Annotated in this window: 14 protein-coding genes and 2 tRNA genes; 12 read left to right on the forward strand and 4 right to left on the reverse strand. The window is 47.8% G+C overall.

The window, feature by feature from the left end:
• From WCO51_01620 to WCO51_01645, 6 genes are all read left to right on the forward strand, one after another.
• On the forward strand, nucleotides 1-759 hold a 759-nt coding region (locus WCO51_01620; protein ID MEI6511958.1), incomplete at its 5' end, for a sialate O-acetylesterase.
• A gap of 286 nt (nucleotides 760-1,045) precedes the next feature.
• The gene (locus WCO51_01625; protein ID MEI6511959.1) at nucleotides 1,046-1,297 is read left to right on the forward strand and encodes an AbrB/MazE/SpoVT family DNA-binding domain-containing protein; all 252 of its coding nucleotides are present in this window, start codon (nucleotides 1,046-1,048) and stop codon (nucleotides 1,295-1,297) included.
• Nucleotides 1,298-1,300: 3 nt separating this feature from the next.
• On the forward strand, nucleotides 1,301-2,716 hold the full coding sequence (locus WCO51_01630) for a TolC family protein (protein ID MEI6511960.1): 1,416 nt from the start codon (nucleotides 1,301-1,303) through the stop codon (nucleotides 2,714-2,716).
• Between the two features lie 29 nt (nucleotides 2,717-2,745).
• The gene (locus tag WCO51_01635; protein ID MEI6511961.1) at nucleotides 2,746-4,155 is read left to right on the forward strand and encodes an efflux RND transporter periplasmic adaptor subunit; all 1,410 of its coding nucleotides are present in this window, start codon (nucleotides 2,746-2,748) and stop codon (nucleotides 4,153-4,155) included.
• 20 nt (nucleotides 4,156-4,175) lie between these two features.
• Nucleotides 4,176-7,613: an efflux RND transporter permease subunit gene (locus tag WCO51_01640; protein MEI6511962.1), complete on the forward strand. Its 3,438-nt coding sequence runs from the start codon at nucleotides 4,176-4,178 to the stop codon at nucleotides 7,611-7,613.
• A gap of 9 nt (nucleotides 7,614-7,622) precedes the next feature.
• Complete coding sequence (locus WCO51_01645; protein ID MEI6511963.1) at nucleotides 7,623-8,537, forward strand: ATP-binding cassette domain-containing protein; 915 nt, start codon at nucleotides 7,623-7,625, stop codon at nucleotides 8,535-8,537.
• Between the two features lie 84 nt (nucleotides 8,538-8,621).
• On the opposite strand, the gene larC is transcribed toward WCO51_01645, so the two are convergent.
• Nucleotides 8,622-9,788, reverse strand: coding sequence for a nickel pincer cofactor biosynthesis protein LarC (gene larC, locus WCO51_01650; GenBank protein ID MEI6511964.1), 1,167 nt, complete (start codon nucleotides 9,786-9,788; stop codon nucleotides 8,622-8,624).
• A 54-nt stretch (nucleotides 9,789-9,842) separates the two neighbouring features.
• Here larC and WCO51_01655 point away from each other — a divergent pair, with 54 nt between their 5' ends.
• A complete protein-coding gene (locus WCO51_01655; GenBank protein MEI6511965.1) occupies nucleotides 9,843-11,099 on the forward strand; it encodes an NAD(P)/FAD-dependent oxidoreductase in 1,257 nt (418 codons plus the stop codon).
• Between the two features lie 247 nt (nucleotides 11,100-11,346).
• Here WCO51_01655 and WCO51_01660 read toward each other — a convergent pair whose 3' ends face one another.
• A complete protein-coding gene (locus WCO51_01660; GenBank protein MEI6511966.1) occupies nucleotides 11,347-11,883 on the reverse strand; it encodes a rubrerythrin family protein in 537 nt (178 codons plus the stop codon).
• 106 nt (nucleotides 11,884-11,989) lie between these two features.
• Nucleotides 11,990-12,061, reverse strand: a tRNA-Val gene (locus WCO51_01665).
• Between the two features lie 173 nt (nucleotides 12,062-12,234).
• Here WCO51_01665 and WCO51_01670 point away from each other — a divergent pair.
• The 4 genes from WCO51_01670 to WCO51_01685 all read left to right on the forward strand — a co-directional run bounded on the left by WCO51_01670 (nucleotide 12,235) and on the right by WCO51_01685 (nucleotide 15,291).
• Nucleotides 12,235-12,885, forward strand: a complete 651-nt coding sequence (locus WCO51_01670; GenBank protein ID MEI6511967.1) for a ThuA domain-containing protein — start codon at nucleotides 12,235-12,237, stop codon at nucleotides 12,883-12,885.
• A 69-nt stretch (nucleotides 12,886-12,954) separates the two neighbouring features.
• Nucleotides 12,955-14,244 carry an MFS transporter gene (locus WCO51_01675; GenBank protein ID MEI6511968.1) on the forward strand — a complete coding sequence of 430 codons (1,290 nt, stop codon included), beginning with the start codon at nucleotides 12,955-12,957 and terminating at the stop codon, nucleotides 14,242-14,244.
• Between the two features lie 252 nt (nucleotides 14,245-14,496).
• Nucleotides 14,497-14,964 (forward strand): hypothetical protein, encoded by a 468-nt coding sequence (locus tag WCO51_01680; protein ID MEI6511969.1) that lies wholly within the window; start codon nucleotides 14,497-14,499, stop codon nucleotides 14,962-14,964.
• 30 nt (nucleotides 14,965-14,994) lie between these two features.
• Nucleotides 14,995-15,291 carry a hypothetical protein gene (locus WCO51_01685; protein ID MEI6511970.1) on the forward strand — a complete coding sequence of 99 codons (297 nt, stop codon included), beginning with the start codon at nucleotides 14,995-14,997 and terminating at the stop codon, nucleotides 15,289-15,291.
• A gap of 214 nt (nucleotides 15,292-15,505) precedes the next feature.
• Here the strand turns inward: WCO51_01685 and WCO51_01690 are convergent.
• Nucleotides 15,506-15,578: transfer RNA gene (locus WCO51_01690), tRNA-Arg, on the reverse strand.
• Between the two features lie 112 nt (nucleotides 15,579-15,690).
• Between WCO51_01690 and WCO51_01695 the strand changes: the two genes are divergently transcribed.
• On the forward strand, nucleotides 15,691-16,390 hold a 700-nt coding region (locus WCO51_01695), incomplete at its 3' end, for a family 10 glycosylhydrolase (protein ID MEI6511971.1).

A 16,390-nucleotide genomic window follows, 5' to 3' on the forward strand; every position in this document is an offset into this window, starting at 1 on the left:
TGGTATAACGTTGAGTTCCGCGCGATGAAGGGTGAAAAAGTTATTTCTGAAGTAGTTGTAGTGAAAGTAGGTATGGGCGAAATCTTCATCGGAGCAGGGCAATCCAACTCGACGAATTCGGGCGAGGAAACGATTAGCCAGTCAACCGGCATGGTTTCTTCGTTTAGCGGGATTAATTGGCAGCTTTCGGAAGATCCTCAACCGGGATGTATCGACCAAAGCACGGGCGGTAGCTTTTGGCCGGCTTTAGGGGATGAGTTGTTTGAGAAGTATGGAGTGCCGATCGGTGTGGCTCCTACCGGAATGGGGGGAAGCAGCGTTATGCAATGGGAACCCAACGGTGACTGTTTCTCTTGGATGATGACAAGAATTCACCAGTTTGGCAGAGATGGCTTTAGGGCAGTGCTGTGGCATCAAGGCGAGACAGATGTTGAAATGGATAGCCTGGCTTATGTCAAGAGATTGGCTATTGTTATTCGTGAATCAACCAGGCAGGCCGGTTGGGTATTTCCCTGGTTTGTAGCTAAAGTCTCTTACCATTCTCCTGAAATGCCTTCGCGGCAAACAACTAGGGCCGCACATCAAATGCTCTGGGATTTTGGTATCGCTTTGGAGGGGCCTGATACGGATGTTCTGACAGATGACCATCGTGATGCCCAAGGATTAGGTATCCACTTCAGCCCCAAAGGCCTTAAAGCGCACGGCAAAATGTGGGCTGAAAAGGTCGGGGCGTATCTCGACATGAAATTTAGTAAGTAGATGAACACTCGTCTTTTGCAGGGGCAGAGCAAGTTCCGCCCCTGCAAAAACAAACTCCGTCTAATCCTGAGAAGGCCGTTAGGAAGTATCGAAGGGTGGATAGGACTTTGCAATCAGCTAGGTTCAGATGATCTCGCTTCGGCACATTCATATGACAAACCAACTAAATTATTTATGCAGCTTTCTGCTCCTTTATCCCTACTTATAAAATCCGGAAATATTGACAGACTATTCAGTATTAGGTAATATGTATGAAAAGTATGATCTGTATGGCGAGGCGAACAATATGAAAAAGTGTGAGTTCTCGATTGAGGACCATTTTATTGGCACTGTTACTGTTGGTGAGCGAGGTCAAATTGTTATCCCTGCGGAAGCACGGCAATTGTTGGGAATTAATCCCGGCGATAAGCTAATGATTATGCGTGCGCCCGCTCATCGGGGTATTGTTGCCTTTAGAATTGATGACTTTCGTGAATGGGTAGATTCATTGCAAGCAGGAATGCAGTACTTAGAAAGTCAAAGTGTCAAGGAGGAATAACTAGTGATATACCGATATTTATCAACATTTTTTATGCTTCTATTGGTTGGTTGTGGCTTGGTACTAGCTCAAGCGCCAATCCAGCCGACGACGGCTCCAGGCACACCTGGTCAACCGGCACAGCCAGTGGTTTCGCAGATGGTGTCCCATTCGGATCCAGGTGCATTACCACTAACTTTGGATCAGGCTCTCGCAATCGCTGAATCGAATAGCGAGGCGATCACCATTGTGCGAGCTAGACACGAACAAGCCCATGGGCGTGTGCAAGAAGCGCTGTCAACATTTATACCGAATTTAACCGCTAGTGGAACTTATACACAGTTCGACGAATCTATGACAGCTTCTTTCCCCGCAGGTGTTGACCAAAATAATAATCAGACATTCCAGTCGATTACCATACAACCTAAAACGTCTAAGAAAGCCGCTTTGACTGCAAGTCTGTATATGAGTAGTTCCGTGCTTGCGGTTTTGCCGGCTCAGAAAGCCGGGCTGAGTATTTCAGAACAGGAAATCCGGCGGGTACGTCAGCAGCTTGCGTTGGATGTGAAGAACGCGTATTACAACGTAACTCGCTCAGGCCGATTGTTAGATGTTGCCGAAGAGGCGCTGCGCAACGCTCAACAGCGACTAACACTTGCGCAGGCACAATATGCTGCAGGGACGGTTGCACAGTTCGATGTGATTCGAGCCCAGACGCATGTTAGCCAGAACCAGCAGAATCTATTGGCAGCCCAGAATGGGCTGGATCTCTCAAAGAAAGCTTTAAATAACATCTTAGCTCGTCCAATTAATACGCCGGTTGCTCTCTATGATGTAACGACACTTCCGACGATGGATCAGGCTTTAATAGAATTGGAACGAGTTGCGGTGGTGAACCGTCCTGAAATCGAGGAAGGACGTCAGAATGTGAAGCTCCAAAAGCTCCTTGTTCAAGTCGCTCAGCGAAGCGTTCTGCCCTCGCTTGTTTTGTCGAGCACACTTAACTATGATCCTGAGCCGAGTGGCTTTGGCGGCAGAAAGACCTCGTTCGTAACAGTCGCTGTTCTGTCGGTGCCGATTTTTGATGGAGGTTTAGCTAGAGGGAGGGTTCGACAACAGCGTGCTGAAGTGGAAATCGCTAAGGCAAATTTGACCCAGCTAAACCGAGGCGTATCGTTAGAAGTGACACAAGCGTATTTGAACTTGGCAAATTCTAAAGAGCGGCTAAATACAGCGGACTCAGCGGTTACAGAGGCGACTGAGAGCCTTCGATTGTCTCGCATACGCTATCAGTCGGGCGTGTCAATTCTACTGGAAGTAAGCGATGCCGAACTTGCTTTTACGCAAGCAGAAACGAACTTAGTTAATGCCCGTTATGACTATCTAACCGCTTGGGCTCAATTGCAGAAAGCAATCGGGCAAGATGTTGCGGTCAATTAATATATGAATTCGTCAGGAGGAAGCCGACGTTGAAACGAATTGTTGTGTGGATATTCGCTTTGACCGCGTTAGCGGTCATTATTTCAGGTTGTGGCAAAAAACAGCAAACTAGCGCAAATGGAGCTTCAGAAGCGGCTAAAGAAAGTGGCGTTCCTGTCAAAGTAACGAAGGTTAGCCAGGGGACGATTGCTCAGACTTTGGCTGTTACAGGGAGCTTGACAGCGCTTAGAGATGTTCAGTTGGCTGCCAAATCTCTTGGTCGCATTCAAGCGGTCTTTGTGAACGAGGGTGATGTAGTTAGGGTAGGGCAGATTGTCGTCCAACAAGATGCCAGTGATTTACTCGTTCAGCTTAACTCGGTTAATGCACAGTTGCAGTCAGCTCACGCTTTGTATGCTCAAGCCCAATCCGGCATTTCCGCAGCCAAATCTGCTTTAGCGCAAGCGAAAACGATGGCTGCCACTCAACCAGAGCAAACGAGCGCTGCCATTAGCAGCGCCAATGCCCAGTTGAGCCAAGCGAAGAGTAATATTACCGCAGCTAAATCCAACCGAGATCGAGCATTAGCTGACTATAAACGATTTCAATCTTTGGCAAGTAGCGGCGCTATATCGCAACAACAGCTTGATTCCTCAAAGTCGGGTTATGATACCGCCGAATCGCAGTTATCGGCTGCAAAGCAGCAGGTTATTGTGGCTGAGCAAGGGGTGCGAGCAGCGAAAGCGGCTTCTTCCCAAGTTGACATCAGCAAAGAGCGAGTAACTGCCGCTCAAGCAGGTCTTGAGCAAGCGAGAGCACAATCGGGAGTTGCTCAAGCAGCCATAAAAGGCGCTCAATCCCAAATTGACAATCTCAACAAGCAAATTAGCAACTTATCTGTCCGTAGTTCGATTTCGGGCGTAGTTGCTCAAAAAACTGCTCAGCCAGGCCAAACAGGAGCGCCGGGTGCACCCTTGCTTCGTATCGTTGATTTAGGCTCGATAGTTTTCGAGGGCAAGGTTGACGAATCACAACTCAGTTATTTTCGGCAAGGTCAACCGGTATCTATAAAAGTTGAAGCGTTCCCAAATGAAATGTTTGCAGGAACGGTTTCGAAAATATATCCAGCCGGTGATCCGAACTCTCGCGATTTCAAAGTTCAATTCAGCGTAAATAATTCAAGCCGCCGATTAAGGCCGGGGATGTTTGCCCGAGGCGAAGTGATAATCAAGCAGTATAAAAACGTTTCTCTCGTACCTAAGGATGCGATTGTCCAAGTAGGTGAAAAGACATGGCTTTATACAATCGACAGTGGTAAGGCAAAGAAACTGCCTGTAAAAGTTCAAGTTACCGACCAACGGTTTGCAATGGTTATCGGCGCTAGCATTGGGCAGCAGATCATCATTCAAGGTCAAAACGACCTTCAGGACAACACAGCAGTTCGGATTCAGCCCGACTAGCGTACTAACGGAGTAAATATATGTGGTTGACCAATTTATCAATCCGCCGTCCGATTTTCATCCTGATGATCATGACCACGTTCATCGTTTTGGGGCTATATTCGTATCTGCGAATGAAGACCGAGCTTCAGCCGAACGTAAGTTTCCCGATGATCACTATCATTACTGCGTATCCTGGTGCAGGACCTGAAGAAATTGAACTTCAGGTTAGCAAAAGAATTGAGGATGCAGTTAGTAGCACGGCAGGTGTGAAGGCCGTTGACTCGATTTCGCGTGAGGGAGCCTCCATTGTCATAGTCGAATTCAACTTAGGCACTAATTTGGATACCGCCTTTTCAGATGCTCGCTCAAAGGTGGACTCCATTCGCCAGAATCTGCCCAAAGATTCCCTGTCACCCTCAATTAGCAAGCTAGATGCCAACTCGGCGCCTGTCTTATATGTCGGTATCAGTAGTAAAAGGCCCTCTCAAGAGTTGCGAGATTTGGCTGATGATATTTTCAAGGATAAACTCGGGCGTGTTTCGGGGGTTGCTTCGGTTGCTATAACCGGTGGCGATGAACGCGAAATCCTGGTTGCGCTTAAGCCGGACAGGCTTATTGCCTATGGAATTACGCCTTCAAAGTTACTTGATAAGATTCGCGAAGCAAATCTTGATCTGCCTGCAGGTCATATAGTTGAGGGAAATAAAGAGAACGCATTACGTTTTGATGGCAAGTTTAAAGATGTCGATCAGATACGAAACCTCAAGATTAACCTGGCAAACATAGATAATCCTAATTCACCCGGGCCGTCTGTTCCTCTGTCATCGATAGCAACTATTCAAGATACGATTGCCGAACGACGAGAAATCAACCGGCTTCAAGGTCAAAACAGTTTGACGATAATTGTCCAGAAGTCTGCCGATGCTAATACCGTTCAGGTAGTTGATGGTGTTAAGAAGGAGATCGAAGGACTCAAGTTAGCCTATTCCGATATCAAATTCGAGTATTCACAAGACCAAGGGGTCAAGGTAAATGAGTCGCTTTTGGACTTACGAGTCAGCCTTTTTCTGGGTATCATTTTGGTCGTATTAATCATTTATCTGTTCTTGCATAGCTTCCGAGGCACGCTTATCGTTTCGTTGGCAATTCCGACCTCGATTTTCGCTACATTTATCGTTATGTATTTCGCTGGCTTTACCATCAACTCAATGACGATGCTGGCGCTATCACTGGCGGTCGGAATTCTCGTGGACGATGCTATCGTCGTATTGGAGAATATTTATCGGCACTTGAATATGGGAGAGGCGCCGGCTCAGGCCGCAATTAATGGTCGAAGTGAAATCGGCTTAGCTGCTATCACCATTACACTTATTGATGTTGTCGTGTTTGTGCCGGTAGCGTTTATGGGTGGTATTGTCGGTGAGTTCTTCCGTTCATTTGGTATCACTGTTGCCGCCGCGACCCTCTTCAGTCTTTTTGTTTCATTTACTCTAACGCCTATGCTGGCAAGCCGGTGGTATAAGCAGGGAGAGAATACCGAAGAACTTCACGGGTTCTTCCTTTGGTTCGAAACGAAATATCACGCTCTTTTAGGGAGATATCGAAGGATATTGAATTGGGCGCTTGACCATCGGTGGTTAATTGTACTAATTGGTTTTGGGGCATTGCTTGCGGTGTTTAACGTTATCGGGGGGTCATTTGGCACTTTTGTAGATGCTGTTAAAGCTATCCCATTAGCGGTGATCAAGCCTTGGGGAGTTATCGCGCTAATTTTCTACCTATTAGGAGTTGTAAAGCGAAAGCCTTATCTTCGACGAGCAGGGATGGGGTTCATTGCTCTTGGTGTTGCCTTAGCTTTAGCTACGGTGTTTGGAGCAAGTTTTGGCAGGCCGCTCTTTAAGTTCAGGTTTGCGCCAGATCAGGATCAAGGAACAATTCAAATCTCGCTCAGGATGCCTCCTGGCGCTTCGTTAGAAATGACCGATGCTGCCGCACGTAAAATAGAGGCCATTTGCATCAAAACCCCTGATGTGAAGTTCACTACAACGATCGTAGGCGCAACTACTCAAAGCTTTTTTGGGGCTGGCGATTCGGGAACACGTTTTTCAGAAATTGACCTGACTCTTAATGATAAGGCCAGTTTTTTGAATAGGATAGCCCCCTTTCTTAGTAAGATATTGCCTTTTCTACGAGACCCTGAAGAGCGTTTCCGCAGTGATCAAGTCATCGTAGCTGAATTACGAGAAAAGATCGGCCAAGTGCCGGGCGCTATGATCACGATAAGCGCGGTGAGTGGTTTCGGTCACTTTGGCGCTCCTATACAAGTCGCTTTCTATGGCACGAACTTGCAGGAACTGACCGATACGGCCAACAAAGCAAAACAGGTTATCGCTTCCGTTGATGGCATTCTCTATCCTGATATTTCCTGGACTGCTGGTCAACCTGAGTACCGAGCTGAAATCGATCGTGATAAAGCCAACGATTTAGATGTTAGCGCAACTCAAATTGCATCAAATTTGCGTATTGCTTACGAAGGAAATACCGACATCAAGTTCCGCCAGAATGGTAAGGAGTACCCCATTCGTGTGCGGCTGGGTGAGCAGGAGCGCAATAATCTAGCCGGCCTTTCACAGATACCCATTGCTTTCCGCAACGGCAGCCCCGTCTGGTTAAGTTCGGTAACAAACCTTAAGTATTACAGCTCTCCAACTAAAATTCAACGACATGACAGAAACCGTCAGGTTGTTGTTCTCGGATATCTTGCAACAGGAAAGAGTCCTGGTAATATGCAACTTATCATCGATAAAAAGTTAGCGGATGCTGGTTTGCCTCCTCCGGGGATTAAGATGGATTGGCAAGGCGAGAACAAGATGATGGGTGAAGAAATGGGCTTTATGTTCCAGGCTCTACTCTTAGCCTTCATCTTAGTCTATATCTTAATGGCTTCACTGTTCGATAACTTGCTTACACCACTTATTATAATGCTGGCTCAACCGCAAGCGATGGTTGGTGCGCTGTTGGCGTTGGTTATCACCAACGTTGGCTTCAGTATCGTTGCGATGATTGGTGTCATCATGCTTGTAGGATTAGTTGGCAAGAACGCCATCTTGTTAGTAGACTACACCAACACCCTTCGTGAACGTGGTCTTACGCGACGCAATGCGCTTCTAGAAGCTGGTCCCACCCGATTACGGCCTATTTTGATGACGACCTCGGCGATGGTTTTGGCGATGATACCTGTTGCGCTAGCGATTGGACGTGGTTCCGAATTCCGTGCGCCGTTAGGTATTGCGGTAATTGGCGGTTTGATCTTGTCGACGGTTTTGACGCTTGTCGTCATCCCGTGCATCTACACAATTTTCGATGACCTATCGAATTGGATTTCACGCACAGTGTTTAAACGCCAATTAGCTCCTGTTGAGTCGGAGCAAGAACCTGTTGCGATAAACTCAATTCCGAGTAATGGTTCGGAATAATAGTCAGGTATGCAATTGACATCTCGTTATCAATCATCGGAAGTCGAGCCTGCGCTAGCTGTAGAAGACCTGCAGTTAACACTGGCTCGACTTCCAGTGCTTCGAGGAGTTAGCTTCACCATTCAACGCGGAGAGATAGTTTGCCTATTAGGCAGAGCCGGAAGCGGTAAATCAACTCTACTAAATGCCATCTCCGGCAAGATTAAATATCGTCATGGTGCTATACACCTCCACTCAGAAAGTATTGCCCAGGCATCGGAACCGGGTCATTATGCTGTTGAAGAACGCAAGCTGCCCGCAACCGTCGAAGCTATCCTGAAACGTGTGATTTCCCATCTACCCGCCGCTAAAATAAGTGTTGAAGTTGCCGATTTGTTAGTGAAGTTGGGTCTCTGGGATTCACGCTCTGAGCATCCTGAGCGCCTGTCAATGAGCAAATCAGCCTGCCTCGAATTGGCAATCATGCTGGCTGCCCGCTCCTCTTTGATGTTGATCGACTCTCTTGGCGATCTTCTCGATCCTACAACATCTCGGCGTTTTTGGGGTGAAGTCTTCCAGCGATCCGCTCTGGGTACAACTTGTCTTTATGCCACTCGACGACCGGAAGAAGCCGAACGAGCCGACCGTGTGCTTATCCTAGAATCAGGGAGGATCACCGCCCAAGGCACCCCCGATGAGCTGAAATCGCAAGTCATACCCGACCGAGTAGCCATTGAGACGCTTGACCCCGATGGCGTAAGAGATCTTTTAACCCCCTTCGAAGTAGTCGTCCGCCAAACCAGCAAAGGCCTAATCCTCCACGCCAAAGACGGCCAAGCCACCGCCGCCCGCCTCCTCCGAGATGGCTACGGCATTGTAAAAACCATCACCCTTCTCCGCCCCACTATGTCCGATGCTTGGGACCACCTAACGTTAGGGCAGTAGGCTAAAGGCGTAGTCGTCTGCGATTCAATAATAGGTGGTTGCTTCGGCACAAGCATCTTTGCAATGACATAGAACGTGGTTTCTTTAGCCTTTCGCCTTAAAGGTTTCCAACGCGATATCATAGACTATTCTTAGGGGCACATTATTCGAAAGGGCGGCGGATCGGCAGTCTTCGAATTCGGGGGCGGTGGTTAGTATTTGGCTGTTGTATTCGCCGATCTTTATGCGGATAGGACCGTATGGGGTTTCGACGGTTTCCCATCGCCTATCGAGGCAGGTTCGGCGTAGGGTGGAGTAGCGGACACCAAATGAGGTGCTTTCTGCAAGGATGATTTCGATTAGGGAGTTCTTCTTTTCAGGGCCACAAAGTACTGAGAGTAGAAATCCAGGTCGGCCTTTTTTCATTGTGGTGGGTACGAAATGGGCATCTAAGGCACCGACTTCTAGTAGACGTTCCAGAAGAAAGCCTGCCCACTCAGGACTCATATCATCTAAATTGGTTTCAAGCAAAACCACTTCATGTTCGGCAAGTGGAGTGTTGGCTTCTCCCACAAAAGCGCGTACGATGTTAGGGATATCCGATTCGCGCATGCCCGCGCCATATCCGACTGCTTCAAATGACATCGCAGGCTGCGATCCAAAACTCTCCGCTAAGGCGGCAACAATAGCGGCCCCTGTTGGGGTGACGGTTTCTCCCTGAATGTCGACCCCATAGGTTGGTTTGCCTTTAAGCAATTCAACCACTGCGGGGGCGGGAAGCGGGATTAGGCCGTGAGAGCTTTTGATCGTTCCGTATCCCATCGGTAGAGCTGAAGAATACACTTTATCGATCCCTAATAGCTCTAACGCAAGGCAGACGCCGACGATATCGACAATCGCATCGACTGCTCCGACTTCATGAAAATGCACGTGATCGACTGTCGAGCCATGTACCTTAGCCTCAGCTTCAGCAAGAAGCCGAAAGATTTTAAGCGCGCGTTCAGTGGCTCGTTTGGGAAGATTTGCAGTTAGAATTATCTTTTCGATATCCCCCAAATGCCTCGAAGGTTGATCGTCATTGGCGGTCACGCAAAGCCGTTTGGCAGCCAGAACGCCAACTTGAGCCGGTTTGATTGATAGTTCCCAATTCGATATAGCCATCAAATGAAGCTGGGTTGTTAATTCATCTAATGGCGCTCCGGCGTCAATTAACGCTCCTAGCGCCATATCTCCGGCGATGCCGCCGATGCAGTCGAAGTAAGCTATTCTCATGATATGCATTATACCGGTGCGGTTTGCATATTCGCGCCGAGGTACAATCGGTCTGTGAACAATCCTAAAGTAATCGTTATAGGCGGCGGACCCGGCGGGATATTGGCAGCCGGCACAGCCGCACAACATGGCGCGCAAGTTATTCTTCTTGAGAAGGGTCCAAAACTGGGGCGAAAGCTGCGCATCAGTGGTAAAGGGCGTTGCAATATCACCAATACTGCTGAAATTCAGGCGTTTGTTGATGCGTTCGCGCCGAACGGCAAGTTCCTTTACAGCGCTTTTTCCCAATACTTCCGTGACCATCTGTTGAAGTTCCTCAACCATATCGGTATTCAAACCAAAGTCGAGCGGGGCGGGCGTGTGTTTCCGGCTTCCGATAGCGCTATTGAAGTTGCCGATGCCCTTGAGAACTGGTTGAACTCTTGCGGGGTAAACATCAAGTTCAATACCCGGGTGAAATCGATTGTTTTGGAGAAGGGAAAAGCAGTCGGTGTTGAACTTTACGGGACAAAACTTGATGCGGATGCAGTTATTTTGGCCACAGGTGGCGCATCCTATCCTAAAACCGGTTCAAGCGGTGATGGATATGCGATGGCGAAAGAACTCGGTCATACGATTATCCCGCCAAAGCCTGCTTTGTCGGCGTTGGTTACGGGGGAGCATTGGGTGACAGAACTAAAGGGTTTGTCGCTTAAAAATGTAGAAGCCAGCTTGGTTTCTGTGGTCGGATCAGCAAAACCGAAGGTTATTGCCAAAGAGTTTGGCGAGATGCTATTTACACACTTCGGCATTTCCGGCCCGATTATATTAACCCTCAGTCGGAAGGTTCCGTCAATTCTTGAGCAGGGCAAAGCCTATGTAAGCATCGACCTTAAACCAGCCCTCACTCCTGAACAGCTTCATGCCCGTTTTATCCGAGATTTCACTCAAACCCAGCATTTTAAAAATTACTTGCCGGAATTGCTTCCCAAATCGATGGCTGAGCCTTTCCTTAAGATCACCAACATCTCACCCGATAAACCCCTTAACAAAATCACCGCCCCCGAACGCACACAAATAGTTGAGACACTAAAAGGCCTTCGCCTGAGTATCAGGGGAATGCGCCCAATAGATGAAGCTATCGTCACAGCCGGTGGGGTTTCAATCAAAGAAGTCGATCCCAAAACCATGATGTCAAAACTAGTCCCCGCCCTCTTCTTCGCTGGCGAAGTCCTAGACATCGATGCCGAAACCGGCGGCTACAACCTACAAGCTGCCTTTTCTACCGGCTATGTAGCAGGTAAGTCGGCAGCGAATTTTGGGGAGAAGTAGGGACAAGAGGGCTTTGCCATCTACGTGCTGAAGCTTTAGCGAAGGTACGTCACACAGAGCGAAGTCGTACTGCCTTCCGGAATACCTCACGCCTCAAAGGATTTAAGCTTTGAGTAAGTATTGGTTACCCCTCTCCGTGACACGTAGAGGGGCCTACAGAGTAGGGGGTGAGGTTCCGGTAGAGCCGTCTCTACGAGCAAAAACAAAGTCCCTCCCCTTAAATTAAAAAGGGAGGGACAAGATGCGTTTAGAAGTCTTCTGTTAGGATTTCGAAGAAGCCTTGGGGGTGGTTGCATAGTGAGCAGACACCGGGGGCTTCGGGTCCTTCGTGGATGTGTCCGCAGTTGCGGCATATCCACTTTTTGGTCTGGGCTTTCTTGAAGGTGCTACCGTTATTGATGCCTTCAAGCAACGCTTTGTAGCGGGCTTCATGATGAGATTCGACAGCGGCTATGGCTTCGAACATTTTAGCGATAAGATCGAAACCCTCTTCGCGTGCGATTTTGGCGAAACCGGGGTACATCGATGTCCACTCTTCGTTTTCGCCACCGGCGGCAGCTAGAAGGTTAGCGGCGGTATCACCCTTCAATCCGCCCAAGGCTTTCAATAAAAGCTTGGCATGTTCTTTCTCGTTATCCGCAGTTTCCAAAAACATAGCGGCTACCTGCTCGAAACCCGCCTTTTTCGCAACACTTGCGAAGTAAGTGTATTTATTGCGGGCTTGCGATTCTCCAGCGAAAGCGGCCTGTAGATTCTGTTCGGTTTTAGTTCCTTTGACGTCCATTTAACTAGCCTCCTCTTGGGCAGATGCCCTTAAAAAGATTCTACCACTGAGTGAACAATAACATAAAGGTAGCACGGCTAAATTTTTAAAAACAGGCGTAAAAAAATGGGCGTTGATGGATTTGAACCAACGACCCCTTCGTTGTCAACGAAGTGCTCTTCCCCTGAGCTAAACGCCCGTAACTAGTGATATTTAATTGTGAAGATAATGATACCTTCGAGGAGGCCAACTGTCAAGTAAAATGATTAAATAGCTTTTGCCGTTCGGTGTCTTTATCTGCCATACTTCAAGCATTAAACAGAGGTTGGCAGTTTGCCGACCGAATAAAGCAATTTTCATAAGGAGATAGACATGTCAAACGGACGTTTGAATCTATGCATGATTTCCGGTTCCTTTGAATACGATTCTGAGGAATCACTAGGTATTTTTAAAGAGTATGTCGAAAAGAATTTCCCCGTGGATGTTACGTTTATCGTTTACAAGGATGAACAGGACAATATATCTCTTGAGGCGTTAGAGACTACCGATGTGTTGTTAGTTTTCACCCGCAGACTCGAAACCAAGGATGCTGAACTGGAGCGATTCAAGAATTATTGTCTTGCGGGCAAGCCGATTGTCGGCATAAGAACCGCCAGCCATGCTTTCCAGAACTGGCTTGATTTCGATAAGGTGGTACTTGGCGGCAATTATCAAGGCCATTATGGCCATGGGCCGAAGGCTCCTGTTACTTTCTCTGAAGCAGGGAAGAAGCATCCTGTGTTGGATAGTGTCAAAGAGTTCTCCTCTCACGGCAGCCTTTATGCCAACACGCCCATCGCTGATGACACAACGTTGCTGATGACTGCTGATAACTCCGAGCATGTTGAGCCGGTGTCTTGGGTTCGCTTGAATAATGGCGGTCGAACGTTTTATACCTCACTTGGCCATCAGGATGATTTCCGAGAGCCTGATTTCCTACGCATGATTGCCAATGCTGCCCTTTGGGCCGGCGGAAAGCTGTAGGTTAGTCTTTCTGGTTGATGTGGCCCGGGGTTTTTATTCCGGGCTTTCTATGTGTAGGTATTAACTTCTTTGTCAAGCGATGAGTTAGGGGAGACGAATTTGGGGCAGTCGGACGCGGTGTTAAAGCCGGGGCTGACGCCGCCGCGTATTTCGCCCTTCTACTCATTGACCTTTCGTAATTTTCGGCTGTTCTTCATCGGTCAGCTTATTTCTGTTGCTGGGACATGGATGCAGGCTGTTGCGCAGCAGTGGTTGGTATATGACCTGACTCACCAGGCGAGATGGCTTGGAATTCTATCCGGCGCAAGCGCAATTCCTTATGTCCTCTTTGCGATGTCCGGGGGCGCAGTGGCTGATCGCTTTCCTCGTCGTACGATTTTAGTTTGGACGCAGACTATTCAGATGATACTTGCGTTCATTCTTGCAATTCTTGCCACCAATCGCTGGATTGCTCTAAGTCCATTGCATATCGTCGCTCTTGCGGCTGTTGGCGGGATTGTCAACGCCTATAATATGCCGGCTCAACAAGCGTTTGTGTCGGATATGGTTGATGACCCGCGCGCTCTTGGCAACGCCATCGCTCTCAATTCATTCAGGTTCAATATGGCTCGCTTTTTGGGGCCGATTATGGCAGGGGTTGTGCTCGTTAAATATGGCCCATCCGCTTGTTTTACCGTTAATGGCCTCAGCTTTCTTGCGGTTATAGTCTCGCTAATGATGATGAGAATGCCCCGGTTCATCAGGCATGAGCATGCGGTTTCGTTGTGGGAAGGTCTTCGGTTTATTTGGGAAACTAAAAGTGTGCTGCGAGTAGTGATCTTAGTTGGGGTTGGGGCAATTTTTCTTTGGTCGGTTTCTACGCTCTATCCTGTATTTGCTGCAAGATTTAATGTTGGAGCTAAAGGCTTTAGCACGATGGTTGCGGCTAATGGAGTTGGCGCTGCTTTGGGTGGGCTTCTATTGACGTTAATGGGTGATCGTTTGCCGCGCCTGTGGCAAATTTATGGCGGTGGATTGCTATTCTGTTTTGCAGTTCTTTGTTTATCTTTTGCACCGACTTTTCAAATCGTTCTTATCATATTGGTCATCAGCGGCATTTCGATGATTACTTTCAATATCAGCGCGAACACGAAGGTTCAAGAAGAAGTTCCCAATGCCCTCAGAGGTCGGGTGATGGCAGTATATACACTAGTTTTTCAAGGTTTTATGCCGATTGGGGGACTTGAAATCGGTTTTATGGCTGACCGTATAGGCGCTATTCCTTCTGTGCGTATCAATGCCTCGATTGGACTAACGGTTTTACTTCTAATCATCTTCTGGCGTTTATTCGAGCGAAAGCGTTCGAGTGTGACGATCTAACAAGTTTTGTTCAAAAATTAAAAATAAAAAGTTTGTATTTTTGCCTGAGGAAGGCTGTTTTGGCTTGAAAATGACTTTCTACATTGATGATCAAAGCCAGGCTGTGGCGGAAAGAGGGCATTTTAGGGTATAATTTTTATAATTAGGTCTGCGCGATTCAACGACCTCCGAACCTTTATTCCGTGTTGATCCACAATAGAAGTAGTTCAGAGTGCTTTTTGCTTCGCAACTCGACAGCATCAGGGGGAAGCCATGACTAGTGGGAATCTTGAGTATGCTTTGGAAGTTATAACTCGGTCGTTTTTGGGCGAGGCGGACGCTTACGAGGCGTTCTATATTAGAGAAGCGCTGAAGTGTTCTGTCGAAGAAGGGACGCTAGATGCGGGAGATGAGTCTATTCGCACTAATCTTTCGCCGCGCTATCGTCCGCGTCTGAACGCTTTAGTCGAACTTTTTCACCGACTAGTCGATGCGCGTGAAGAGCTTAAAAAGGATTTTAACGCTGATGATCCACGCTGGAGCTTTGAGCCGCTTCCTAGTGAAGAGGTTTTAGCTCGTTATACCGATCGTTGGAAAGCTTTGAAGTATATCGAAGCCACTTTGCCGGGCTTGACCAGGCGTCTTAAAACCGCCGATCTCTTTGGAGATGATGCTCAGCAAATCAAAACAGCTATTGTGTTGCTTCGTACGAAGCAAAAAGAGCTTCAGAAGCAACCTTAATGACAAGCAGACCCAGAAAGAGAACTTGAGATGAAACTAGCTCATATAGTAGCCCAATTGCTTGCTGATGCTGGTATTAGTGTAGGCGAAGGCGCTTCTGCTGTGACTTGTCAGATAGGCGATTATCGTCATACCGTGCATACCTACATCCGCAACGCCGATCAACCTTACGTCGAACTTTACGGTTTCCCGATTGGGAAAAAGAGTGAGGATACCACTCCGCAATTGCTCGATATCCTTGAGAGCAATGGTTTGGTTGAGAGAACTGATGATGGGAATCCACGGTGGACTAAAGAAGCCCTTCGCATGTCGCTAATGCGTGATTAGCAGCTTTTCGATGGCTAATAGTAGTTAAATAATAGGCGGGCATAAGGCCATATGGTTTTATGCCCGCCTATTATTGTCTTGAATTTCTTTTTTATCAAAACTAAGGTACTAACACTCAAAGCATAACGATGATGGTTGTGGCACGTAGAATTCTGATCTGGAGAAGGGAATTAGGCGGATTCAGTAGTTGAAAAACTTGAAATTTAGTTTAAAGTACGGGCGGAGGGATTCGAACCCCCGACACCCAATTCCGAAGACTGGTGCTCTATCCGCTGAGCTACGCCCGCACGTGGGAGTAATTGTAGCATACACTTGGCTTTGAAAACGACGTTTTCTAGGAGAACTCTTTATCGACTCCTTGACAAAGGTAGGTGGGCTTCTGTAGAATTCGGCTTCAAGGTGAAGATAATTAAACGTTTATTATGGATTTGTTTGTTGACAATGCTTGGCGCTCATGGATGGGGTTCGCCTAACGCCCCTCTACTCGTTCGTTATGCAAGGGATATGGGAACTGAAGGCCGGACTATATGGATAGACGGGACGGCTAATCTCAAGTGGTTGATCGATCGAGCAAAAGTTCATGATTTTTGCCAAAATGCCGCGCGGGTTGGCTTTAACGAGTTAGTGTTAGACGTTAAACCGGTCTCGGGACAGGTTTTATATAAAAGCGCAATTGCCGAGCCGATGACGCAATGGAAAGGCGTTCAAGTCCCAGGGGATTATGATATTCTCCAAATTCTTCTCGAAGAAGCTCATGCCGTTGGATTGAAGGTTTCGGCGTCCGTAAACGTTTTCAGTGAAGGTCACAAGTTAGTTCCAGGCGCAGGCGTGGCTTATTCACACCCTTCCTGGCAGATGATAACCTATGTGGCTTCTCGCTATCTCAGCATTCCCGGCGATTCGATTAGTGTTGAGCGCTTGAATGCAGTTCCAGTTAATGACCAGGTTTCGGTTTATACGGAAGGCAAAGCTCCCGCGCCTAAGCCGGAAACAGCCGAACGCACCCTTTACATTGCCCTGAACCCCAGCTTGCAAGTTGCAGGAATTGTGTGGGGAAACTTTGTTACTGAAGGGATCGATGTGCCGGATGATTGGCTTG

The organism is bacterium (assembly GCA_037131655.1).
Lineage (GTDB): Bacteria > Armatimonadota > Fimbriimonadia > Fimbriimonadales > JBAXQP01 > JBAXQP01.